The organism is Modestobacter sp. VKM Ac-2983, from assembly GCF_026967885.1.
Classification (GTDB): Bacteria; Actinomycetota; Actinomycetes; order Mycobacteriales; family Geodermatophilaceae; genus Modestobacter.
The window spans coordinates 275664-298333 of the sequence record NZ_JAPVBK010000004.1; the positions used below are offsets into that span (position 1 = coordinate 275664).

The following is a 22670-nucleotide window of genomic DNA, read 5'->3' on the forward strand; positions in this document are numbered from 1 at the left end:
ACCCGACAGCTCACCCGACAGCTCACGCAGCACTTACAAGGAGGTAAGGAACGTGCACACGAACCGGAGCAATGGGGCGCGTACGCCCTGGCCCACCCGCATCGGCGTCACCGGCGGCGTCCTCGGGCTGCTGCTGACCACCGCGGCCTGCGGTGGCGACGACGGAGGCGGCGCAGCCGCCGACGGTGGCACGACGCGCGACGACGGGCCGGTCACCATGCGGATGTCGTGGTGGGGCAGCGACACCCGACACGCCGCCACCCAGGAGCTGATCGACCTCTACGAGTCGCAGAACGAGGGCGTCACGATCGAGGGCGACTTCACCGGGTTCGCCGACTACTGGGACCGGCTGGCCACCAGCACCGCCGGCGGCGACGCGCCCTGCCTCATGCAGCAGGACACCCGGTACGTCCGGGAGTACGCCGACCGTGGCGCGCTGCTCGACCTCACGCCGTACATCGAGGACGGCACGATCGACACGAGCAACCTCGACCAGAACGTCGCCGAGACCGGTGCGGTCGAGGACGCCACCTACGCGATCCCCACCGGGGTGAACGCCTTCTCCGTCGTCATCGACCCCGCGGCCTACGCCGCCGCAGGGGTGCCGGTGCCGGACGGCGAGTCGTGGACCTGGGACGAGATGGTCGACACCGCCGCCCAGGTCACCGAGGCCACCGGCGGCCAGGTGTACGGCATGCAGGCGATGGGCCTCAACGGTGGCGACACCAACTTCGAGGTCTACGCCCGCGAGCAGGGTGAGGCGCTGTTCGACGAGAACGGCGAGATCGGCTTCACCGCCGAGACCCTGGCCGACTGGTGGGCCATCGAGAAGGAGGCCTCGACCACCGGTGCCGAGCCGCCGCCGTCCACCACCGTCGAGGTGTTCAACGGCGGGGTCGACCAGGCGCTGGTCGCCACCGGTGCCGGGGCCTCCGGCTTCTGGTGGACCAACGAGCTGCCGGCGCTGACCGCCGGGGCCGGCACCGAGCTGGAGTTCCGCAAGTTCCCCACCACGGAGGGGGACGGTGAGACCGGCATGTACCTGAAGCCGGCGATGTTCTGGGCGATCAGCAGCGACTGCGAGAGCCCCCAGGAGGCAGCCATGCTCCTGGACTGGCTGATCAACTCCGAGGACGCGGTCAACATCATCAAGGCCGACCGCGGCCTCCCGGTGAACACCGAGCTGCGCGACCAGATCGCCCCGACCCTGGACGCTCCCGGCCAGGCCGCGGTGGCCTTCGTCGAGGAGATCACCCCGGACCTGCAGGAGCCGCCGGCGCTGCCCCCGCAGGGCGCCGGTGAGGTGCAGGCCATCCTGCAGCGCTACACCGAGCAGATCCTGTTCGACCAGATCTCGGTGGAGGACGCCGCCGAGCAGTTCATCACCGAGGTCGAGTCGGCCATCGCGTGACCCCCGGCCAGGGGGCGGCCGGCCATCGGCCGCCCCCTGGCCCCCGGTCCCCGGACCACCTGCTGCACAGCCGAGAGGGAGACGTGACCACCACCGACCCGTCCGGGACCCCGGCGCCGCGTCGCTACGCGATCGTCGGCACCGGCCACCGCGCCGAGATGTACGTCGCCGCGCTGCTGGGCACCCACGCCGACGTCGGCCGGCTGGTCGCCCTCTGCGACCCCAACCGCACGCGGATGGCCTACTACCAGCGCCAGTACGCCGCCGCGCACCCCGGCGCGGCACCGCTCCCGGTGTACGCGCCGGAGGAGCTCGACACGATGCTGGGCCGCGAGCGACCGGACACCGTCATCGTCGCCAGCGTCGACCACACGCACGCCGAGCACATCTCCCGGGCCCTGCGCGCCGGGCACGACGTGATCACCGAGAAGCCGCTCACCACCGACGCCGCGGGCTGTCGCGCGATCGCCGACGCCGTCGCCGACAGTGGGCGCGATCTCGTCGTCACCTTCAACTACCGCTACTCCCCGCGGAACGCCGCCGTCCGCAGGCTCGTCGCCGAGGGAGCCATCGGCGCGGTCACCTCGGTGCACTTCGAGTGGGTCCTGGACTCCGTCCACGGCGCGGACTACTTCCGCCGCTGGCACCGGGAGAAGGCGCTGTCCGGCGGCCTCTTCGTGCACAAGGCCACCCACCACTTCGACCTGGTCAACTGGTGGGTCGACGCGGTGCCGGAGACCGTCTTCGCCCTCGGCGACCTGCGTTTCTACGGCGACGCCAACGCGCAGGAGCGCGGCCTGGGCGATCGCCCGGCGCGCAGTCACGGCGCCCCGGACGCCGGGCGCGATCCCTTCGCCCTCGACCTGGCCGGCAACGACCGGCTGCGCCAGCTGTACCTGGAGGCCGAGGCCGAGGACGGCTACATCCGCGACCAGGACGTGTTCTCCCCGGGCATCACCATCGAGGACAACATGGCGCTGCTGGTGCGCTACGCCGACGGCCCGATGCTCAGCTACTCGCTCAACGCCCACGGCCCCTGGGAGGGCTACCGGGTCAGCATCAACGGCACCGAGGGCCGGATCGAGCTCTCGGTGGTCGAGCGCGCGGCAGTGGTCGCCGCGGACGACGTCATCGGCGGGTTCGGAGTCGCCGTCGACCCCAGCGCCACGCCCGAGGAGGTCCAGGCGGCCGCCGGCGTCCGGACGGAGGGCACCGAGCTGGTGCTGCAGCGCCGCTGGGAGGCCGCCCAGCGGATCGAGGTCCCCGAGGGGCCCGGAGCGCACGGCGGGGGCGACGCCCTGCTGCTGGACGACCTGTTCCGCCCCGGCACCCGCCCCGACCCGCTCGGCCAGGCGGCCGGCTGGCTCGACGGCGTCCGCAGCGTGCTCGTCGGCGCGGCCGCCAACCAGTCCTTGACCACCGGCCAGGTCGTGCACCTCGCCGACTTCGGCATCCCGCTGCGGCCCGAGGCCGCAGCCGCTCCCGCCGGGAGCACCCGATGACCCCCTCACCCGCTTCGGAGGCCAGCACCGTGTCCAGCTCGATCGGCATCATCATGAACGGCGTCACCGGCCGGATGGGCTACCGCCAGCACCTGGTCCGGTCCATCCTCGCGATCCGGGACGCCGGTGGGCTGCAGCTCGCCGACGGCCGCCGGGTCGTCCCTGAACCGATCCTGGTCGGCCGCAACGAGCGCAAGCTGGCCGAGCTCGCCGCCCAGCACGGCATCGAGCGGTGGACGACGGACCTCGACGAGGCGCTGCGGGACGACTCCGCACCGATCTACTTCGATGCCCAGGTGACCCAGGCGCGGGAGAAGTCGATCAAGGCCGCGATCGCCGCCGGCAAGCACATCTACACCGAGAAGCCGACCGCCGAGTCGCTCGAGGGCGCCCTGGAGCTGGCCCGGCTGGCCGCCGAGGCCGGGGTCAAAAACGGCGTCGTCCACGACAAGCTCTACCTGCCGGGCCTGGTGAAGCTGAAGCGGCTGATCGACGGCGGCTTCTTCGGCCAGATCCTGTCGGTGCGCGGCGAGTTCGGCTACTGGGTCTTCGAGGGTGATTGGCAGGAGGCCCAGCGGCCCAGCTGGAACTACCGCAAGGAGGACGGCGGCGGCATCGTCGTCGACATGTTCTGCCACTGGTCCTACGTGCTGGAGAACCTCTTCGGCCGGCCGGAGGCGGTCACCGCCAAGGCGGTCACCCACATCCCCACCCGGATCGACGAGCACGGCCAGCCCTACCCGGCCACCGCCGACGACGCCGCCTACGGCATCTTCGAGCTGCCCGGCGGCGTGATCGCGCAGATCAACTCCTCGTGGGCGGTGCGGGTCTACCGCGACGAGCTGGTCGAGTTCCAGGTCGACGGCACCGAGGGCAGCGCCGTCGCCGGCCTGCGCGAGTGCAAGATCCAGCACCGGGCCACCACCCCGAAGCCGGTCTGGAACCCGGACCTCCCGGTCACCGAGCGGTTCCGGGACCAGTGGCAGGTCGTGCCGGACAACGCCGACCTGGACAACGGCTTCCGGGCGCAGTGGGAGCAGTTCCTCCGCCACGTGCTCGAGGACGCGCCGCACGCCTACGACTTCCTCGCCGGTGCCCGCGGCGTGCAGGTGGCCGAGCTGGGCCTGCAGTCCTCGGCCGAGGGCCGCCGGATCGAGATCCCCGAGGTGACGGTGTGACGGCGATCCGCCTGCCGCGCGCCGACGGGACGGTCGCGGAGCACCAGCTCGGCGAGCCCGGCGCCTTCACCCGGCCGGACGGCCCGCTGACCAGCCGCACCGCCTACGCCGCGGCGCACGTGGTGGCCGACCCGTTCGGGGACAACACCCCGGGCGCACCGGTGGACGTCGACTGGGAGGCGACCCTCGCCTTCCGCCGGCACCTGTGGTCCTACGGCCTGGGCGTCGCCGACGCGATGGACACAGCGCAGCGCGGCATGGGCATGCCCTGGAGCACCACCGCCGAGCTGATCCGCCGCTCGGCCGCCGAGGCGCGGGCCTGCGGCGGGCTGCTCGCCTGCGGTGCGGGCACCGACCAGGCACCGGCCGAGCTGGCCAGCACCGAGGAGGTGCTCGCCGCCTACCTCGAGCAGATCGAGGTGGTCGAGGAGGCGGGCGCCAACGTGATCATCATGGCCAGCCGGCAGCTCGCCCGGGTGGCCCGCAGCGCCGAGGACTACGCCAAGGTCTACGCCCGGCTGCTCGAGCAGGTGTCCCGGCCGGTGGTCCTGCACTGGCTCGGGCCCATGTTCGACCCCGCGCTGGCCGGCTACTGGGGCTCGGCGCAGCTGACCGAGGCCACCGACACGGTGCTGCAGGTGATCGCCGACCACAGCGCCAAGGTCGACGGCATCAAGGTCTCGATGCTCGACGAGGCGCACGAGGTGGACATGCGCCGCCGGCTGCCCGACGGCGTCCGGCTGTACACCGGCGACGACTTCAACTACCCGACGCTGGTGCGCGGGGACGGCGAGTCGTACTCGCACGCCCTGCTGGGCATCTTCGACGCGATCGCCCCGGCCGCCTCCACCGCCCTGCAGGCGCTGGACCGTGGTGACCTGGCCACCTACGACCGGCTGCTCGAGCCGACCGTGGCGCTGTCCCGGCACCTGTTCGGCGCGCCCACCTACTACTACAAGACCGGGATCGTCTTCCTGGCCTGGTTGGCGGGCCACCAGCCGGGGTTCCGGATGGTGGGCGGGCTGGAGAGCTCGCGCAGCCCGGTGCACCTGGCCGAGGTCTTCCGGCTGGCCGACGCGGCCGGGCTGCTGCCCGACCCGGAGCTGGCCGCGGGCCGGATGCGCACGTACCTGCAGACGGTGGGGGTGGCGCAGTGAGCACCGACCCTCGGCTGCACCGGCTGTCGATCAACCACAAGACGGTCGAGGGCTGGTCGATGCCCGACTTCGTCGGCGGGGTGGCCGCGGCCGGGTTGTCCGCGCTCGGCACCTGGCGCGAGCCGGTCGCCGAGTTCGGGCTGGAGCGGTCGGCGAAGCTGATCCGGGACGCCGGGCTGCGGGTCACCTCGCACTGCCGCGGCGGGTTCCTCACCGCGACCGACCCGGTCGCCCGGGCCGCGGCCCTCGAGGACAACCGGCGGGCGATCGACGAGACCGCCACGCTGGGCGCCGAGTCGCTGGTCATGGTCGTCGGCGGCCTGCCCGCCGGCTCCCGCGACCTGGCCGGCGCCCGGGAACGGGTGGCCGAGGTGTTGGCCGAGCTGGCGCCCTACGCCGGCGAGCGCGGGGTGCGGCTCTCCCTGGAGGCGCTGCACCCGATGTACTGCGCCGACCGGGCCGTGCTCTCCACCCTCGGCCAGGCCCTCGACCTGGCCGCACCCTTCCCGTCGGCGCAGGTGGGCGTGGTCATCGACACCTTCCACCTGTGGTGGGACCCGGAGGTCTGGCGCTCGATCGCCCGGGCCGGTGACCGGATCGCCTCCTTCCAGGTCTGCGACTTCCTGATGCCGATCCCGGCCGACGCGCTGATGGCCCGCGGCTACATGGGTGACGGGGTGATCGACTTCCCGCCGTTCGTCGCCGCGGTCGAGGCTGCGGGCTGGACCGGGGACGTCGAGGTGGAGATCTTCAACGCCGACGTCTGGGCCCAGCCCAAGGCCGAGGTGGTGGAGACGGTGAAGCGCCGCTACCTGGACGTCGTCGTCCCCGATGTGGTGCCCGCATGAGGGTGCTCGTCACCGGCGGTGCCGGCCGGCTGGGGCGCAGCGTCGTCGACGGGCTGGCCGACGCGGGGCACGAGGTGGTCTCGGTCGACGTCACCGCCGCACCGCTGGAGAAGGCCGCGGCCACGTTCCCGGCCGACCTGACCGACCTCGGCCAGGCCTACGGGGTGATGGCCCGGTACCGCCCGGACGCCGTCGTCCACCTGGCGGCGATCGCGGTCCCGTTCAGCCGGCCCGAGTCGGTCATCCACGCCACCAACACCGCGCTGGCCTACAACGTGCTGCAGGCGGCGGTCGACCTCGGCGTCGGCACGGTGGTGACCGCGAGCAGCCCCACGGTGATGGGCTACGGCAGCCCGCCCGGCTGGGCGCCGCAGTACCTGCCGCTGGACGAGGCCCATCCGCCGCGGCCGTGGAACGCCTACGGGCTGTCCAAGCTGGCCGCCGAGCAGACGATGCGGATGTTCGCCGCCCAGCACGGCGACCGGGTGCGGCTGGCGGCCTTCCGGCCGTGCTTCGTCATCGCGCCCGAGGAGTGGGCCGGCGAGCCGACCCAGCAGGGGCACACGGTGCGCGAGCGGATCGCCGACCCCCGGCACGGCGCCGTCTCGCTGTTCAACTACGTCGACGCCCGGGACTGCGCGGACTTCCTGGACACCCTGCTGGGCAAGGCCGAGGGCATCCCCAACGGCGAGGTGTTCTTCGTCGGCGCGCAGGACGCGCTTGCCGAGGCACCGCTGGCCGAGCTGCTCCCGGAGTTCTCCGGGATCGCCCCGGAGCTGGCCGCCGGGCTCACCGGGACGGCGCCGGCCTTCAGCACCGCGAAGGCCGAGGAGCTGCTGGGCTGGACGGCGTCCCGCAGCTGGCGGACGGAGCTGCGGTGAGCACCGTCGCCCGGCTGTCCAGCCGGCTGTTCCGGTTGCCGCTGGCCCGGCCGTGGGGCGCCGACGTGCCGGCGCTGCACCTGCTGGTCACCGAGCTGGAGACCAGCGACGGGCGCACCGGCACCGGCTTCAGCTGGACGCCGTCGATCGGGGCCCGGGCGCTGCAGGCGCTGGTCGACCACGACGTGGCACCGGTGGTCGTCGGCGGGCCGGTGGAGCCGGGCGTCGTCTGGGACCGGCTGTGGTGGCACCTGCACGAGGCCGGTGGCGGCGGGCTGACCACGATGGCGATCGCCGCCGTCGACACCGCGCTGTGGGACCTGTCGGCGAAGGCGGCCGGGCAGAGCCTGGTCGACCACCTGGGCCGCCGCCGCGACCAGGTCGCCGTCTACGGCAGCGGGGTCAACTTCCACTACTCCCTCGAGGAGCTGGTGGTTCAGACCGAACGCTGGGTCGCCGACGGGTGCACGGCGGTGAAGATCAAGGTCGGCCGGCCCGACCTGGCGGAGGACGTCGAGCGGGTGGCCGCCGTCCGGGCGGTGCTCGGGCCGCACCGCCGGCTGATGGTCGACGCCAACCAGCGCTGGGACCTGCCCACGGCGTTGCGGGCGGTCCGCGCGATGTCCGCCTTCGACCTGTACTGGGTGGAGGAGCCGCTGGTCGCCGACGACCTGCCGGCGCTGGGCCGGCTGCACGACGCCGGGCTGGGGGTGCCGATCGCGGTGGGGGAGAACGTCTACACGGCGTTCCAGTACCGCGCGCTGCTGGCCTCCGGGGCCGCCGACGTCGTCCAGCCCAACGTGGTGCGGGTCGGCGGGATCACCCCGTTCCTGCGGATCGCCCAGCTGGCTGCGGCGGCGAGCGTGCCGGTGGCCCCGCACCTGTTGCCGGACCTCTCCGGTCAGCTGGCGATGTGCCTGCCGCTGACCACCATGGTCGAGGACGTCGAGGACGCCTCGTTCGCGGCGCTGGGCGCGCTGGCCGAGCCCAGCGGGGTGACCATCGCCGACGGCGTCCTCCGGGCGGCGACGGCACCCGGCCACGGGCTGGTCTTCGCCACCGACCGGATGGAGTCGCTGGACGGCTGAGCCGCCACCGGCGTGCACCACACACCATTGATCTCGGAAAGCGCTTGCCGTACGGTGACGGCAGTCACAGGCGCGACAGCGGATGAGCAAGGGAGCTCCCCATGGCATCGGTCACCTACGACAAGGCGACCCGGCTCTACCCCGGCAGCGACAAGCCGGCGGTCGACCAGCTCGAGCTGCAGATCGAGGACGGCGAGTTCCTGGTGCTCGTCGGCCCCTCCGGGTGTGGCAAGTCCACCTCGTTGCGGATGCTGGCCGGCCTGGAGGAGGTGGACGGCGGCGCGATCCGGATCGGGGAGACCGACGTCACCGACGTGGCCCCCAAGGACCGGGACATCGCGATGGTGTTCCAGAACTACGCGCTCTACCCGCACATGAGCGTCGCGGACAACATGGGCTTCGCGCTGAAGATCGCCGGGATGGGCAAGGAGGAGCGCCGCGCCCGGGTGGAGGACGCGGCCCGGCTGCTGGACCTGGAGCCCTACCTGGACCGCAAGCCGAAGGCGCTCTCCGGTGGCCAGCGCCAGCGGGTGGCGATGGGCCGGGCGATCGTGCGCAAGCCGCAGGTGTTCCTGATGGACGAGCCGCTGTCCAACCTGGACGCGAAGCTGCGGGTGCAGACCCGCACCCAGATCGCCTCGCTGCAGCGCCGGCTGGGCATCACCACCGTCTACGTCACCCACGACCAGGTCGAGGCGATGACCATGGGGGACCGGGTCGCGGTGCTGAAGGACGGGATCCTCCAGCAGGTCGCCAGCCCGCGGGAGATGTACGACCGCCCGGCCAACGTCTTCGTGGCCGGGTTCATCGGCTCCCCGGCGATGAACCTGGCCGAGGTGCCGCTGGTCGAGGGCGGTGCCCGGCTCGGCGACGTGATGGTCGCGCTCCCGCGGGAGACGCTGACCGCGGCGGGTTCGGACCGGTCCGTCACGCTCGGGTTCCGGCCCGAGGCCATGGAGCTGGCCGAGCCCGGTCAGGGCTTCCGGGCCCAGGTCGACCTGGTCGAGGAGCTGGGCTCCGACGCCTTCGTCTACGCCTCCATCGCCGACGCCGAGCTGGCCGAGCACCTGCACGGTGGCGAGACCGCGCAGATCGTGGCCCGGGTCGACGCCCGGCGGCCGCCGGCCAAGGGCGGCGAGGTGTGGTTCAGCATCCGCCCCGGCGAGGAGCACGTCTTCTCCACCAGCACGGGCCGTCGGCTGTCCGCCTGAGGGAGGGCCCGTCCTCGCACTGAGGGCGGGCCCGGGGCAGGGGCCGACGGAGGTCGGCGGGGAGTCCGGCACAGGGCCGGCGATGCCCAGGGCGGGCACCCGGACGGGGCCGCCGGTGTAGACGGGGAGTCCAGGGGTGTCGACGTCGAGCCCTGCGGCGTCCGCTCCCGGGCGGTCGCCGCGCTGGCTGTTCCAGCTGCTGGGCGTGATGGCCCTGATCCAGGCGGGGATCGCGGTCGCCCGGCCGGTCTCCGCCTACCGGGCGATCGACCTGGGCGCCGGGGCCACCGAGATCGGCCTGCTGACCGCGGCGTTCGCGCTGCTGCCGATGGTGGTGGCGCTGCCGCTGGGCCGGGCCGCCGACCGCTGGCGGCCGGAACCGATCCTGGTCGGCGGGGTGGCGCTGCTGGTGGTCGGCTGCGTGCTGCTGGCGACCAGCGGCTCGCTGCTGGCGCTGGCGCTGGGCAACGTGGTGCTCGGGCTGGGCAACCTCGGCTGCATCGTCGGCGGGGAGAACGTCGTCGCCCGGCTGCCCGGAGACCGGCTGGACTCCGGGTTCGGGCTGTTCACCGCGGTCGTCTCCGCCGGTCAGCTGGTCGGGCCGGCGCTCGCCGGTGCCGTGCTGGCCACTGCACCGGGGGAGCTGTCGACCGGCACGGCCCGGGCACTCGTCCTCTCCGCCGCACTGTGCGCCCTCGCCCTGCCGGCGTCCTGGTGGCTGGCGGCCGGACGGCGCTTCCCGGCGGCCGCGGCCCGGCCGACCGGTCGGACGTCGGCCTTCCGGTTGCTCGGCCGGCCGCCGGTGCGCTCCGGGATCTTCGCCAGCCTGGTGCTGGCCGCGGCGGTCGACCTGCTGACCGCCTACCTGCCGCTGCTGGGGGAGAACCGGGGCATCTCCCCGGCGGTGGTCGGGGTGCTGCTCAGCGTGCGGGCCGGCGCGACCGTGGCCTCCCGGGTGCTGGTGCAGCGGATGCTGGTCCGGGTCGGCCGGGCCCGGCTCGTCGTGCTGAGCACCGTCGGTTCGGGGATCGCCGTGGCCTTCCTCCCGGCCACCGGCAACGTCTGGGTGCTCGGCGCGCTGTTGGCGTTGATCGGGTTCCTGCTCGGCGTGGGCCAGCCGCTGCTGATGACGTTGATCATCCGTGCCGTGCCGGACGACGCACGCGGCACCGCGCTGGCGCTGCGGCTGGTGGGCAATCGGGTCGGGCTCGTCGGCACGCCGGCGGCGGCGGGACTGCTCGCCGGGACGGCAGGGGTCTCCGCGGCGTTCTGGCTGCTCGGCGGCCTGCTCGCGGTGGCCGTGGTCGGCGCCCGGCACAGCGACTGACGCTCCCGGCGGAGGGAAGGCGTCTTCGCCCAGTGACAGCTGAGCGGGCTTCCGTGCCCGGGGAAGCCCGCTCACCTGTCACTCGACGGCCCAGGCGCGGCGTGACCCCTGCCGCAGTCGGGGCGGGAGCGGAATGGGTGGCGCGCAACTCGGCCTTGTCCCGGCATGGACTTGTTCTCCCCCATCACGCTCGGCGACCTCGAGCTCGCCAACCGCGTCGTCATGGCGCCGCTGACCCGCATGCGGTCCGGTGCCGCCGGCGTCCCCGGAGACCTGGTGGTCGAGCACTACGCCCAGCGGGCCTCTGTCGGCCTGATCATCACCGAGGGCACCTACCCCAACGCCGAGTCGCGCGCCTACCCCGGCCAGCCCGGGATCACCGACGACGAGCAGGAGGCCGGCTGGCGGCGGGTCGCCGACGAGGTGCACGCCCGGGGCGGGCGGATCGTCATGCAGGTGATGCACGGTGGCCGGGTCTCGCACACCGACATCACCGGCACCGACCGGATCGCCGCGCCGTCGGCCATCGCGATCCAGGGTGAGGCGTACACCCCGAAGGGCAAGGCGGCCTACCCGGTGCCGCACGCGCTGACCACCGAGGAGGCGCGCGCCACGCTGGCCGACATCGTCGCCGCGTCGAAGCGCGCCATCGCCGCCGGGCTGGACGGCGTGGAGGTCCACGGCGCCAACGGCTACCTGCTGCACGAGTTCCTGTCGCCCGCGTCCAACCAGCGGGACGACGTGTACGGCGGCTCCCCGGAGAACCGCGCACGGTTCGTGGTCGAGGTCGTCACCGCGGTCGCCGAGGCCATCGGTGCGGGCCGGGTCGGGCTGCGGATCTCGCCCGCGCACAACATCCAGGACGTGCTGGAGACCGACCCGGACGACGTCCGGGCCACCTACGGCGCGCTGCTGGACGCGATCCGACCGCTGGGCCTGGCCTACCTGTCGGTGCTGCACGCCGAGCCGGCCGGCGAGCTCGTCCAGGAGCTCCGCCGCCGCTTCGACGGTCCGCTCGTCGCCAACAGCGGCTTCGGCACCGTGACCACCCGGGCGGAGGCGGTGCAGCTGATCGAGGCGGCACACGCCGACGCCGTGGCGGTCGGCCGCGCCGTCATCGCCAACCCCGACCTGGTCGCGCGCTGGGCCGGCGAGCACCCGGAGAACGCGCCGAACCCGGCGACGTTCTACGCCGCCGGCGCCGAGGGCTACACCGACTACCCGGCCCTGCAGCTCAGCCAGAGCTGAGCCCGGGCCCTCCCGTCGGCGCCATGGGCGATGAGTCCTGGCGCCGGCGGGGGTCTTCCTCCTGACGCGCCGGTGACCCGGCGTCCGTGGCCCGGGGAAGGCGCCGAGATGGCAGAGAACGTGCACGACGTGGACGCAACAGCCCTCCGGTCCTGGGTGGGAGGGACGTACGACGGCCTCGCCGACCTGCTGGCGACCGGGTCGGCCGGCACGTGGGGTGCCCCGTCGCTCTGCGCAGGCTGGCAGGTCCGGCACGTGGTGGCGCACGTGACGATGCCGGCGCGGCTGTCCGCCGAGCAGTTCGGTGCCGAGCTGGCGGCGGCCGGCGGGGACTTCACCCGGCTCTCGGACACCGTGGCGGCCCGGGACGCGTCCCTGCCGGACGCCGAGCTCGTGGCCGCGCTGCGTTCGCCGGTCCTGCACGGCTGGCAGCCGCCGGGTGGTGGCGCGGCCGGTGCGCTCAGCCACGCCGTCATCCACTCCCTCGACGTGACCGTCGCCCTCGGCCGGCCGCCGGTCGCCCCGGCCGAGGGCGTGCTCGCCGTCCTCGACCAGCTCACCGCAGCGGACGGCGCGTACTTCGGGATCGACCTGACCGGCCTCCGTCTGGAGGCGGCGGACACCGCCTGGAGCTGGGGGGACGGCGAGGTCGTCCGTGCGGACAGCGGCCACCTGGTCGCCCTGCTGAGCGGCCGCACGCTCCCCGACGGCCGAGCTCTGCCCCGGGTCTGACCCTCGCCCGAGTGGTGCCGTCGTGCGCTGATCGTCGCCTCGTGTGCGGCGGACCGATGACCAGCGCGCAACGGCAGGCCGGGCGGCCAGGCGTGGTCACGGAACGGTTGCGGGGCGTTCAGCCCCTTGACATGTGGTCGTCGTCACCCCGACGATCCTCCGCATGACTACGTTGTCATCGGGAGCGCCCGACGAGTCGATGACTACGTTGTCATCGGACGTCGCCGCAGGTCCGGGCGTCGGCCGGGCGCTCGGCCGACTGCCCACGATGGTCGACGTCGCCCGCGCTGCCGGCACCTCGCAGAAGACCGTCAGCCGGGTGGTGAACGCCGAGCCCGGCGTCCGTCCCGAGACGATCGAGCGGGTGCAGCGGGCCATCGCCGAGCTGGGCTTCCGCCGGCACGACGGCGCCAGCCACCTGCGCCGCGGCACCAGCACCGCCAGCATCGGCCTGGTCCTGGAGGACCTCGCCGGCCCGTTCTACGCCGCGCTCACCGCGGGGGTGGAGCGCCGCGCCCGCGAGCACGGGTACCTGCTGCTCACCGGCTCCGCCGACGGCGACGCCGACCGCGCCGGCCGGCTGGTGCAGGCCTTCGCGGCGCGCCGGGTCGACGGCCTGCTCATCGCCCCGAACCTGGTCGGCGACGAGGTGCTCACCGCGAACCTGCCGCCCGACGTCCCGGCGGTGCTGCTCGACCGGCCCAGCGCCGACCACGGCACCGACGAGGTGCTGTCGGACAACGCCGGCGGCATCGCCCAGGCCGTGCACCACCTGGCCGAGCGGGGACACCGGTCGATCGCCTACCTCGGCGACGACGAACGGTTCTGGACCTCCCGCCAGCGCCGCGACGGCTACCTCGCCGCCTGCGCCGAGCGTGGCCTCCGCACCGAGGGCCTGGTGTCGCTCGGCGTGCTGACCCCCGAGCGCATCGCCGCCGCGGTGTCCGGGTGGGCCGGGGCCGGGGTCACCGCCGTGGTGACCGGCAACAACCGGGCCAGCGTCGCCCTGCTGCACCACCTGCACGCGCGCACCGGCCCGCGCCCGGCGCACGTCGGCTTCGACGAGCTCGACCTCGCCGACCTCCTCGACCCGCCGCTCACCACGGTCGCCCAGGACGCCGCCGGCATCGGCTCGGCCGCGGTCGACCTGCTGTTCGAGCGGCTCACCACGCCGACCCTGCCACCCCGCTCGGTCGTCGTCCCCACCCGTCTCGTCGTCCGGCGGTCCAGTCCGCCGCCGGACGGCGCGTCCGCACCACCCGTCAGGAACGACCGATGACCGCCCGTCCCGACCTCCAGGAGCAGCCCATGTCCCGCACCCGCCTCTCCGTCCGCGCCGCCGTCCCGGTCGCGCTCACCACCGCCCTGCTGCTGGCCGGCTGCGGCGGGAGCGACGACGAGTCCGCGGCCGCCGAGCCGGCCGCCGAGGGCTCCACCGACTCCGCGGTGCCCGACACCAGCGACATCGTCGGCGGCGTCAGCGAGGACGCCGCCCTGGCCGCGGGCCTGCCGGCGGACCTGGCCTCGCTGTCCATCGGGTCGAACGTGCAGTCGCCGCCGAACAACTTCTACGCCGAGGACGGGTCGACCCCGGTCGGCTTCGAGGTCGACATCATCACTGCGATCGGCAACAAGCTGGGCCTGGACGTCGAGTACTCCGACATGGCCTTCGACTCCCTGATCACCGGCCTGCAGACCGGCCGGGTCGACGCCACGATCGCCGGGATGAACGACACCGCCGAGCGGCAGGGGTCGATCGACTTCGTCGACTACTTCGAGTCCGGCATCACGATCATGGTGCAGAAGGGCAACCCGGCCGGCATCGAGGCCAGCGCCGACCTGTGTGGCCAGGCGATCGCCGTCGTCCAGGGGACGACGCAGGAGGACTTCGCCGCCGAGCAGTCCGCCGAGTGCGAGGCGAACGGCGAGGAGCCGCTGGAGGTCACCGCCACCCCGAGCGACTCGCAGAACCAGACCCAGCTGCGCACCGGCCGGGTCGACGCGATCCTCAACGACCTGCCGACCGCCGTCTACATCTCCCAGACCGCCGGCGACGGCGAGTACTTCGAGACCGTCGACCAGGACCCGATCAACGGCGGTCCGTACGGCATCGGGCTCAACAAGGACGACGCCGCGCTGCGCGACGCCATCCAGCAGGCGCTGCAGTCGCTGATCGACGACGGCACCTACGACGAGATCCTCGAGGCGTGGGACGTCACCTCCGGCGCGGTCGACCAGGCGACCGTCAACGGTGGCTGACCGCGCCGGCGCGGCGCTGACCAGGCCGGTCGACGCACCGGGGGACGGCGAGCTGCTGCCCCAGGTGCGGATCCGGCACTGGGGGCGCGTGGTCGCCGGGCTGGCCGTCCTCGCGGTGCTGGGGCTGCTGTTCCAGGCGATCTCGCGGGGCGACATCGACTACGACAGCATCCCGGCGCTGCTCACCCAGGACGTGATCCTGGAGGGCCTGGTCGACACCATCGTGCTGGCGGTGGTCGCCCAGGCCGGGGCGATCGTCCTCGGCACGATCGTGGCGCTGATGCGCACCTCGGCCAACCCGGTGCTGCGCTGGGTCTCCTGGGCCTACATCTGGGTGTTCCGCGGTCTGCCGGTGCTGCTGCAGATCCTGCTCTGGTACAACATCGCGCTGGTCTTCCCGACCTTCTCCATCCCGATCCCGTTCACCGACGCCTACCTGCTCGACCAGCCGGCGAACGTGATCATGACCGGCTTCCTGGCCGCGCTCCTGGGGCTCGGGCTCAACGAGAGCGCCTACATGGCCGAGATCGTCCGGGCCGGGCTGACCAGCGTCGACCGGGGGCAGACCGAGGCGGCCAAGTCGATCGGGATGTCGCCGGCGAAGGTGCTGAGCCGGGTCGTGCTGCCGCAGGCGATGCGGGTGATCATCCCGCCGACCGGCAACGACTTCATCAACATGCTCAAGGGGACGTCGATCGCCTCGGTCATCGGCTTCACCGAGCTCATCCACGCCGCCAACGCGCTCTCCAGCCGCAGCCTCGCGGTCATGGAGACGCTGCTGGCCGTGGCCGTCTGGTACATGGTGGTGGTGAGCGTGGCCAACGTCGGGCAGTACTACCTGGAACGGCACTACAACGCCTCGATCCGGCCCACGGGCACCCGCGGGTCGGTGTGGGCCAAGGTCGGCGGCTCGCTGCGCACCCCGCCGTTCATGCGGAGCTCCCGGTGAGCGCCGCAGTGGGCGAGGGGGTGGCGCAGGGCGAGGTGCTCGTGCGGGCCCGCGGGCTGCGCAAGCACTACGGCTCGCTGGAGGTGCTCCGCGGCGTCGACCTCACGGTGCGGCGCGGGCAGGTCGTCGTCCTGCTCGGGGCCTCGGGGGCGGGCAAGAGCACGCTGCTGCGCTGCGTGAACCACCTCGAGGCCGCCGACGGCGGCGAGATCTGGGTGGACGGCGTGCCGATCGGCTTCCGGCACGACGGCGACCGGCTGCACGAGCTGCGGGAGAAGGACGTCGCCCGGCAGCGCGCGGAGATCGGCATGGTGTTCCAGCGGTTCAACCTCTTCCCGCACCGGACCGTGCTGGCCAACGTGACCGAGGGTCCGGTGCAGGTGCGCGGCGTCCCGCGGCGGGAGGCGGAGGCCTACGCCCGGGAGCTGCTGGAGCGGGTGGGGCTCGGCGACAAGGTCGACACCTACCCCGACCGGCTCTCGGGCGGGCAGCAGCAGCGCGTGGCGATCGCCCGGGCGCTGGCGATGCGGCCCAAGCTCCTGCTGTTCGACGAGCCGACGAGCGCGCTGGACCCCGAGCTGGTCGGGGAGGTCCTGGCGGTGATGACCGAGCTGGCGCGGGAGGGGATGACGATGATCGTCGTGACCCACGAGATCTCCTTCGCCCGCGAGGTCGCCGACCACGTCGTCTTCATGGCCGGCGGGGTCGTGGTCGAGGAGGGGCCGCCGGAGCAGGTGATCGGCGCGCCGCAGCACGAGCGCACCCGTGCGTTCCTGGCCCGGGTGACCGCGTGAACCCTGCTCGTCTCTCGGCCTACCTGTCCGCCTTCGCCGAGGAGGAGGGCTACCTGGACTTCGCCCGGGTCGGCCCGCCCTCCCGGCCGGTGGTCGAGGCCGGCGCCGCGGCGATGTCCGCGGTGTCGGCCGCGGGGCTGGGCACCGTCGACGAGCTGATGGGCGCCGAGGGCCGGGCGCTGGCCGCGGCGTCCCGGCTGCTCGGCTTCCCGCCGGGCAACCTCGCCTACTCGCCGAGCACCTCGGCCGGGTTGTTCCAGGCGGCGTTCGCGCTGCACGGGCCGGTGCTGGTCAGCCCGGCGGAGTTCCCGGCCAACCTCTACCCCTGGTGGCGGGCGGAGTCGGCCGGCCGGCTGGACGTCGTCCCGCTGCCGGCCGGGCCGGTGACGCCGGACGTCGTCCGAGCCGCCCCGGACGCGGCGGCGCTGGTGGTCAGCGCGGTCGACTTCGCCACCGGCTTCCGGGCCGACCTGCCCGGGCTGCGCGAGGTGCTGGGGGAGCGGCTGCTGGTCGTGGACGCGATCCAGGGCCTCGGCGCGGTCGACGTCGACTGGACGGCGGCCGATGTGCTGGTCGCCGGTGGGCAGAAGTGGCTGCGCAGCGGCTGGAGCACCGGGGTGGTCGCGGTGTCGGACCGGGCGCTGGAGCGACTGGACCCGCTGCTGGCGGGCTGGACCGGGGTGCAGGACGCCACCGACTACGACGGCGCCGAGCACCCGCTGGCCCCGGGCGCGGCCCGGTTCAGCACCACGAACACCAGCCCGGTGGCGCAGGCGTGCCTGGCCGCGGGGCTGGAGCTGCTGGAGTCCGCCGGGGTGGGCGCCGTCGCCGGCCGGATCGCGGCACGGGTCGAGGAGCTGCTGGAGCTGCTGGACCGGCGAGGCGTGGTGGTGACGTCGTCTCGCGAGCCGGCGGAGCGGGCCGGGATCGTGGCGTTCCGGGTGCCGGGTGTGGACGGTGCGGAGCTGCACGCGGCGCTGGGCCGGGCCGGGGTCACCTGCACCCGGCACGGCGAGCGGGTGCGGCTGAGCGTGCACGCGACGACGACGCCGGCCGCGCTGGACCGGGTGGACGAGGCCCTGGTCTCCCTGGGTGCGGCTGCCGCCCAGGCCTGACCGTGGGTCCGGGCGGCGGGGGCACCCGGGTCTGCCAGGTCTCGATCCGGTGACGGTCCCCGCCGGCGTCGTGCGGGAGCCGATCCGGTGGGCACCCACCGTGTTGCCGGCCGCGCACACCGCAGCGACGACCGCCACCAGCCGACACGACGTCCTGGGCCCGTCGCGGCCCGGTGAGGAGATCGTCATGCGCACCTCCACCCCGTTCCGCTCGTCCGCCGCCCGTCCGGGTCGGCGCAGCCGACTCGTCTCGGTGCCGGTCACCGGTGCGGCCGCGCTCGCCCTGGTCCTCACCGGGTGCGGTGCGGAGGGGGAGGACGGCGTCACCGCAGTCGAGATCTACAACGAGGAGGCCGAGGCCCTCGCGGAGAACCCGGGGGTCACCCAGGACGAGGCCGACTTCGCCGAGGAGGAGGAGCCGGCGGGGGCCGGTCCCGTGGGCGCCGTCGCGCCGGGGGCCTTCGTCGCCGGTGACGTGGCGATCCCGCGGTTGCTGGCCGAGGCCGATCCCCAGGCGGCGCTGGCCGAGCTGCCCGACGAGCCCGCGGTGGCCACCGAGGTCCCGGTGTTCGCCGTCCCCAACGACGAGGGCTTCTGGATCGGCACCGAGGAGGTCCGCATCTGGGTGCAGCTGACCGCGGCGGGTGAGTCCCCGGTGGACGTCAGCCCGGGCGACCGGGTGTCCTTCACCGGCGAGGTCGTGCCGAACCCCGAGGGCTTCGTGGAGGGGTTGGCGCTGCCCGCCGACCAGGCCGCCGCGCTGACCGACCTCGGCTACCACGTCGAGGTGCCGGCGGGCGACGTCACCGTCGGCTGACTGTGAGGCCGGCCGGGACGGTCCTGTGGTCAGCGCACAGCGCTGTGCGGATCAGGCGGCGTGCTGGGCGGGGAGCTGGTCGGTGAGGGCCTCGGCCAGGTGCCGACCTCGGGGCGGGAGCGGCGGCGCCGCCCGGATGACCTGGACGGGCTCGGGCTCGGGCTCGGGCTCGGCCGCCGGGGTCTCGGTTGCCTGGGGCTCCACGGCGCGGACCGGCTCGGCCACCGGGGCTGCCTCGGGCAGCGGCATCCGGACCGATGCGGGGTTCTCCGCGATGGTGGCGACCGCGGCCAGGCCATCGGCGTGGATGCGCGCGATGGACGCCAGGACGGCGGTGGCGATCTCCTCGATGGCCTGCACGTCCGTGGTGGCGGTGTGCTCGGCAGCAGCGTGGATGCTCATGTCCACCTCATCGGCAGCCACGGCCCGCGCCGGAACCGGTTCGTCACGGCGTTCTGGCGAGTTCCGGCGGACGGGTCAGTCCTCCAGCAGCCCGGCCTCGTGGGCGAGGATCGCCGCCTGGGTGCGGTTGGCCAGGTCCAGCTTGGTGAGCAACCGGGACACGTAGGTCTTCACCGTCGCCTCGCTGACGAACAGCCGCCCGGCCACCTCGGCGTTCGAGCCGCCGCGGCCCAGCAGCGCCAGCACCTCCCGCTCCCGGTCCGTCAACGTCTCGACCCGCCGCAGCGCCTCGGCCCGCCGGGGTGCGGACCGGCGGCGGACGTAGGAGTCGATCAGCGTCGTGGTGACCGCCGGGGACAGCGTCGCCGTCCCGTCGGCGACCGCCCGCACCGCGGCAGCGATCTCCCGGGGCGGGGTGTCCTTGAGCAGGAAGCCGGCCGCACCGGCGGCGAGCGCGGCGTGGACGTACTCGTCCTGGTGGAAGGTGGTGAGCACGGCGACCTGCGGCGGCTGGGGCAGGGCCAGGATCTGCTCGGTCGCCGCGAGCCCGTCCAGCACCGGCATCCGGACGTCGATCAGCACGACGTCGGGCCGCAGCTCCCGCGCCGCCCGCACCCCGGCGGCGCCGTCCCCCGCCTCCCCGACGACCTCGAAGCCGCCGGAGGACTCCAGCACCGTGCGCAGGCCGAAGCGCACCAGCTCCTCGTCGTCCACGAGCAGCACCCGGACGTCGGTCATGCCGGCAGCACCGCCTCGACCACGAAGCCGCCGTCCAACCGGGGCTCGGCCGTGAGCCGGCCGCCGAGGGTGCGCACCCGCTCACCCAACCCCACCAGGCCGTACCCGTCACCGGGCACCGGCTGTGGAGGGCGGGTCGGTGCGCCGTTGACCACCCGCAGGTGCAGCTCCTCGGGGCGGCGCTCGGCGGTGACGTGCACCCGGGCGCCGGGGGCGTGCTTGCCGGCGTTGGTCAGCGCCTCCTGCGCGATCCGGTAGGCGGCCCGGCCCACCGCGGAGTCGACGGGGCCGTCGGCGGCGCCGGTCAGGGCGACGTCCATGCCCGCCTCGCGCGCCTGGTCGACCAGCCGGGGCAGGTCCTCCAGGCCTGGCTGCGGGCCCAGCGGCGCCTGGTCGTCGACGTCCCCGGCGCGGAGCACGCCGACCATCTGACGGAGCTCGACCAGTGCGCGTCGTCCGGCGGTCTGCACCTGCCCGGCCAGCTGCTCGACTCGGTCGGCGTCGCGCGCGGCCAGCTCGATCGCGCCGGCCTGCAGCACCATCAGGCTCACCCGGTGCCCGACGGCGTCGTGCATCTCCCGGGCGATCCGGGTCCGCTCGGAGAGGACGGCGTCGCGGGCGAGCAGCTCGCGCTCGGCCTCGGCCCGCTCGGCGCGCTCGCGCAGCACCCCCAGCAGCTGCTCGCGGGTGCGCTGCCAGATCCCCAGGGCGGCGGGGAGGGCGACGATCGCCCCGGTGGCGGCGGCGACGACCGTCCAGCCCCCGAACGTGACCGGGTCCGCGGCGACGGCGATCGCCACGGCCCCACCCATCCCCACCCCACCCCGGACCCACCACGAGTCGCTGTAGCGGCCGACGGCGTAGCTGGCCAGCAGCCAGGGCCCGGTGGGGGAGAAGCCGAGCGCGGCCGACACGGCGCACACCGCGAAGGGGACCGCGGGCTGGGTGCGGCGGAAGAGGAACAACCCGAGGGCCATCAGCGCGGTGGCCACGGCGACGGCGCCGAGGTCCAGCGACGGAGGCGCGAGGGTGCCGAACCCGCTGACGATCATCACCACGCCCAGCCCGGCGAGGCCGGCCTCCAGCGCGATGCCGCGGGCGGTGAGTCCCGGCCAGATGCGCTCGCGGACCCCCATGGGTCGGAGCGTAGGTCCTGTCCGGCGCGCTGCGGGTCGCCCGCGGGTCGACTGCCGACGTCCTCTTCCGGATGACCGGGTCGCACCGTCCGGTGCGCAAGGCCGCGGCCTCCGGCCGACGCGCTGACCAGTGGGTCCACCGCAGATTGGGGACACCACACCGAACCCCGGAGGCACCCATGATCTCGGTCAACGGACTGACCAAGCGCTACGGCGCACGCACCGTCGTCGACGACGTCAGCTTCACCCTCGAGCCCGGCACCGTGACCGGCTTCCTCGGCCCGAACGGGGCCGGCAAGACCACCACGATGCGGATGATGACCGGGCTGATCCCGGCGACCGCGGGCACGGCGACGATCGACGGCCGGCCCTACGCCGACCTGCCCAACCCGGGCGCCGTCGTCGGCACCCTGCTCGACGCCTCGGCCGTGCACCCCGGCCGCACCGGCCGGGCGCACCTCGGGCTGCACGCCATCGCCGTCGGCGTCGACTCCCACCGGGTCGACGAGGTGCTGGAGCTCGTCGGCCTCGCCGACGCCGCCCGCAGGCCGGTGGGCGGCTACTCGCTGGGGATGCGGCAGCGGCTCGGCATGGCCGGCGCGCTGCTCACCGTCCCGCCGGTGCTGGTGTTCGACGAGCCGGCCAACGGCCTGGACCCGGAGGGCATCCGCTGGTTGCGGGCACTGCTGCGCGGCTACGCGGCGAACGGCGGCACGGTGCTGCTCTCCTCGCACCTGCTCGGCGAGGTCGAGCACACCGTCGACCGGCTGCTGGTGATCGGTGGCGGGCGGATCGTGGCCGACGGGCCGGTCGGCTCGTTGCTGGGCGCCAGCGGCACCGCAGTGCGGTCGGTCGACCCCCGCGGGCTGGCCGACGCGCTGCAGGCCCGGGAGTTCCACGTGGAACGCCAGGCCGACGGCGTGCTGGTCGTGGACGGTGCCGAGCCCGCCACCATCGGCGCCATCGCCGCCGAGGCCGGGGTCGCACTGATCGACCTGCATCCCGCGCAGCGCGGCCTCGAGGACCTGTTCTTCCAGCTCACGGACGACTCCGGAGCTGCCCCCACCCCCGCTGAGCACTGAGGAGCCCCGACATGACCACGAGCTCGAACACCACGACTCTCGACACTGCTGCTCCGGTACGGCCCGACGTCCGTCCGACCCGCGCCTCACTGCCGACGCTCGTCGGCCTCGAGGTGCGCAAGACCCTGACCACCCGCTCCGGCCGGATGCTCGCCCTCGCCGCCGCGCTGGCCGGGCCGGCCGGGATGGGCCTGCTGGAGGCCAGCGACGATGCCTTCCCCTCCGTGGCCGGCCCGTTCGCCGTGGTGGGCATCATGACCGGCCTGCTGCTGCTCGCCATGGGGGTGCTGAGCACCGCCGGTGAGTGGACGCACCGGACCGCACAGACCACCTACCTGCTGGTGCCGCAGCGCGGACGGGTGCTCGCGGCGAAGACCGCCGCGACGGCGCTGCTCGGCGCGGCCTTGACCGCCGTCTCGATGGGGGCGTCGTGGCTGATCCTGGCCGTGCTGGCCGACCCGAGCGTGTCCTGGGACGGCGCCGTCCAGGCCGCGCTGACCGCGGTGGGCGCCGGGGCGGCGTTCGCGCTGATCGGGGTGGGGGTCGGCGCCGCGACCGCGAACACCCCGGCCGCGCTGACCGGCCTCTACCTGACCATCCTCGGCCTGGTGCAGATCATCCGGGCCTGGGACACGCAGGTCGCCGACGCCGTCGACCCGCAGCAGGCGGTGCTCCGGCTCGCCCGCGGCGACGCCGAGGTGGCCTCGCTGCTGACGCTGGGCGGCTGGGTGGTCGCCGCGCTGGTCGCGGGTTGGGTGTTCAGCAGGCGGCGCCCGGTGCAGTGAGGCAGTCCAC

22 protein-coding genes are annotated in these 22670 nt (G+C 74.1%); 19 read left to right on the top strand and 3 right to left on the bottom strand.

All coding sequences use genetic code 11. The features are described from left to right. Positions 1-52 precede the first annotated feature (52 nt). From O2W18_RS18550 to O2W18_RS18630, 17 genes are all read left to right on the top strand, one after another. On the top strand, positions 53-1411 hold the full coding sequence (locus tag O2W18_RS18550) for an ABC transporter substrate-binding protein (RefSeq protein WP_269188913.1): 1359 nt from the start codon (positions 53-55) through the stop codon (positions 1409-1411). 83 nt (positions 1412-1494) lie between these two features. Continuing rightward, positions 1495-2913, top strand: coding sequence for a Gfo/Idh/MocA family oxidoreductase (locus O2W18_RS18555; protein WP_269188914.1), 1419 nt, complete (start codon positions 1495-1497; stop codon positions 2911-2913). Then, positions 2910-4091 (top strand): Gfo/Idh/MocA family protein, encoded by a 1182-nt coding sequence (locus O2W18_RS18560; RefSeq protein ID WP_269188915.1) that lies wholly within the window; start codon positions 2910-2912, stop codon positions 4089-4091. Before O2W18_RS18555 ends, O2W18_RS18560 begins: the two co-directional genes overlap by 4 nt. Then, positions 4088-5248 (top strand): dihydrodipicolinate synthase family protein, encoded by a 1161-nt coding sequence (locus O2W18_RS18565; protein ID WP_269188916.1) that lies wholly within the window; start codon positions 4088-4090, stop codon positions 5246-5248. Before O2W18_RS18560 ends, O2W18_RS18565 begins: the two co-directional genes overlap by 4 nt. Beyond that, the gene (locus O2W18_RS18570; protein ID WP_269188917.1) at positions 5245-6096 is read left to right on the top strand and encodes a sugar phosphate isomerase/epimerase family protein; all 852 of its coding nucleotides are present in this window, start codon (positions 5245-5247) and stop codon (positions 6094-6096) included. The genes O2W18_RS18565 and O2W18_RS18570 overlap by 4 nt, the downstream gene beginning before the upstream one ends. Beyond that, positions 6093-6977: an NAD-dependent epimerase/dehydratase family protein gene (locus O2W18_RS18575; RefSeq protein ID WP_269188918.1), complete on the top strand. Its 885-nt coding sequence runs from the start codon at positions 6093-6095 to the stop codon at positions 6975-6977. Before O2W18_RS18570 ends, O2W18_RS18575 begins: the two co-directional genes overlap by 4 nt. Continuing rightward, complete coding sequence (locus O2W18_RS18580; RefSeq protein WP_269188919.1) at positions 6974-8065, top strand: mandelate racemase/muconate lactonizing enzyme family protein; 1092 nt, start codon at positions 6974-6976, stop codon at positions 8063-8065. The genes O2W18_RS18575 and O2W18_RS18580 overlap by 4 nt, the downstream gene beginning before the upstream one ends. Positions 8066-8166: 101 nt before the next feature. Then, the gene (locus O2W18_RS18585; protein ID WP_269188920.1) at positions 8167-9276 is read left to right on the top strand and encodes an ABC transporter ATP-binding protein; all 1110 of its coding nucleotides are present in this window, start codon (positions 8167-8169) and stop codon (positions 9274-9276) included. Positions 9277-9412: 136 nt separating this feature from the next. Further along, positions 9413-10603, top strand: coding sequence for an MFS transporter (locus O2W18_RS18590; protein ID WP_269188921.1), 1191 nt, complete (start codon positions 9413-9415; stop codon positions 10601-10603). 165 nt (positions 10604-10768) lie between these two features. Further along, entirely contained in the window at positions 10769-11851 is a 1083-nt protein-coding gene (locus O2W18_RS18595) for an alkene reductase (RefSeq protein ID WP_269188922.1), read from the top strand. A 108-nt stretch (positions 11852-11959) separates the two neighbouring features. After that, entirely contained in the window at positions 11960-12583 is a 624-nt protein-coding gene (locus tag O2W18_RS18600) for a maleylpyruvate isomerase family mycothiol-dependent enzyme (RefSeq protein WP_269188923.1), read from the top strand. A 199-nt stretch (positions 12584-12782) separates the two neighbouring features. Beyond that, positions 12783-13862 carry a LacI family DNA-binding transcriptional regulator gene (locus O2W18_RS18605; protein ID WP_269188924.1) on the top strand — a complete coding sequence of 360 codons (1080 nt, stop codon included), beginning with the start codon at positions 12783-12785 and terminating at the stop codon, positions 13860-13862. Positions 13863-13891: 29 nt separating this feature from the next. Then, the gene (locus tag O2W18_RS18610; protein WP_269188925.1) at positions 13892-14842 is read left to right on the top strand and encodes an ABC transporter substrate-binding protein; all 951 of its coding nucleotides are present in this window, start codon (positions 13892-13894) and stop codon (positions 14840-14842) included. Continuing rightward, a complete protein-coding gene (locus O2W18_RS18615) occupies positions 14835-15791 on the top strand; it encodes an amino acid ABC transporter permease (RefSeq protein ID WP_269188926.1) in 957 nt (318 codons plus the stop codon). Before O2W18_RS18610 ends, O2W18_RS18615 begins: the two co-directional genes overlap by 8 nt. Next, entirely contained in the window at positions 15788-16585 is a 798-nt protein-coding gene (locus O2W18_RS18620; protein ID WP_269169732.1) for an amino acid ABC transporter ATP-binding protein, read from the top strand. Before O2W18_RS18615 ends, O2W18_RS18620 begins: the two co-directional genes overlap by 4 nt. Then, positions 16582-17700, top strand: coding sequence for an aminotransferase class V-fold PLP-dependent enzyme (locus O2W18_RS18625; RefSeq protein ID WP_269188927.1), 1119 nt, complete (start codon positions 16582-16584; stop codon positions 17698-17700). Before O2W18_RS18620 ends, O2W18_RS18625 begins: the two co-directional genes overlap by 4 nt. Before the next feature lie 49 nt (positions 17701-17749). After that, complete coding sequence (locus tag O2W18_RS18630; RefSeq protein WP_269188928.1) at positions 17750-18517, top strand: hypothetical protein; 768 nt, start codon at positions 17750-17752, stop codon at positions 18515-18517. A gap of 51 nt (positions 18518-18568) precedes the next feature. Here the strand turns inward: O2W18_RS18630 and O2W18_RS18635 are convergent, their stop codons facing one another. The 3 genes from O2W18_RS18635 to O2W18_RS18645 all read right to left on the bottom strand — a co-directional run bounded on the left by O2W18_RS18635 (position 18569) and on the right by O2W18_RS18645 (position 20793). Then, positions 18569-18919: a hypothetical protein gene (locus O2W18_RS18635; protein ID WP_269188929.1), complete on the bottom strand. Its 351-nt coding sequence runs from the start codon at positions 18917-18919 to the stop codon at positions 18569-18571. A gap of 75 nt (positions 18920-18994) precedes the next feature. Then, positions 18995-19657 carry a response regulator transcription factor gene (locus tag O2W18_RS18640; protein ID WP_269188930.1) on the bottom strand — a complete coding sequence of 221 codons (663 nt, stop codon included), beginning with the start codon at positions 19655-19657 and terminating at the stop codon, positions 18995-18997. Beyond that, complete coding sequence (locus tag O2W18_RS18645) at positions 19654-20793, bottom strand: sensor histidine kinase (RefSeq protein WP_269188931.1); 1140 nt, start codon at positions 20791-20793, stop codon at positions 19654-19656. The genes O2W18_RS18640 and O2W18_RS18645 overlap by 4 nt, the downstream gene beginning before the upstream one ends. A 179-nt stretch (positions 20794-20972) precedes the next feature. Between O2W18_RS18645 and O2W18_RS18650 the strand changes: the two genes are divergently transcribed. Then, the gene (locus O2W18_RS18650; protein ID WP_269188932.1) at positions 20973-21875 is read left to right on the top strand and encodes an ABC transporter ATP-binding protein; all 903 of its coding nucleotides are present in this window, start codon (positions 20973-20975) and stop codon (positions 21873-21875) included. An 11-nt stretch (positions 21876-21886) separates the two neighbouring features. Then, entirely contained in the window at positions 21887-22660 is a 774-nt protein-coding gene (locus O2W18_RS18655; RefSeq protein ID WP_269188933.1) for a hypothetical protein, read from the top strand. The last annotated feature ends 10 nt before the right edge of the window (positions 22661-22670 follow it).

Bases quoted from the DNA above. Each gene is read 5' to 3' on its own strand.
- O2W18_RS18560 (WP_269188915.1), top strand. From the start codon at position 2,910: ATGACCCCCTCACCCGCTTCGGAGGCCAGCACCGTGTCCAGCTCGATC.
- O2W18_RS18575 (WP_269188918.1), top strand. From the start codon at position 6,093: ATGAGGGTGCTCGTCACCGGCGGTGCCGGCCGGCTGGGGCGCAGCGTC.
- O2W18_RS18585 (WP_269188920.1), top strand. From the start codon at position 8,167: ATGGCATCGGTCACCTACGACAAGGCGACCCGGCTCTACCCCGGCAGC.
- O2W18_RS18595 (WP_269188922.1), top strand. From the start codon at position 10,769: ATGGACTTGTTCTCCCCCATCACGCTCGGCGACCTCGAGCTCGCCAAC.
- O2W18_RS18600 (WP_269188923.1), top strand. From the start codon at position 11,960: ATGGCAGAGAACGTGCACGACGTGGACGCAACAGCCCTCCGGTCCTGG.
- O2W18_RS18605 (WP_269188924.1), top strand. From the start codon at position 12,783: ATGACTACGTTGTCATCGGACGTCGCCGCAGGTCCGGGCGTCGGCCGG.
- O2W18_RS18610 (WP_269188925.1), top strand. From the start codon at position 13,892: ATGTCCCGCACCCGCCTCTCCGTCCGCGCCGCCGTCCCGGTCGCGCTC.
- O2W18_RS18635 (WP_269188929.1), bottom strand. From the start codon at position 18,919: ATGAGCATCCACGCTGCTGCCGAGCACACCGCCACCACGGACGTGCAG.
- O2W18_RS18640 (WP_269188930.1), bottom strand. From the start codon at position 19,657: ATGACCGACGTCCGGGTGCTGCTCGTGGACGACGAGGAGCTGGTGCGC.
- O2W18_RS18645 (WP_269188931.1), bottom strand. From the start codon at position 20,793: ATGGGGGTCCGCGAGCGCATCTGGCCGGGACTCACCGCCCGCGGCATC.
- O2W18_RS18650 (WP_269188932.1), top strand. From the start codon at position 20,973: ATGATCTCGGTCAACGGACTGACCAAGCGCTACGGCGCACGCACCGTC.
- O2W18_RS18655 (WP_269188933.1), top strand. From the start codon at position 21,887: ATGACCACGAGCTCGAACACCACGACTCTCGACACTGCTGCTCCGGTA.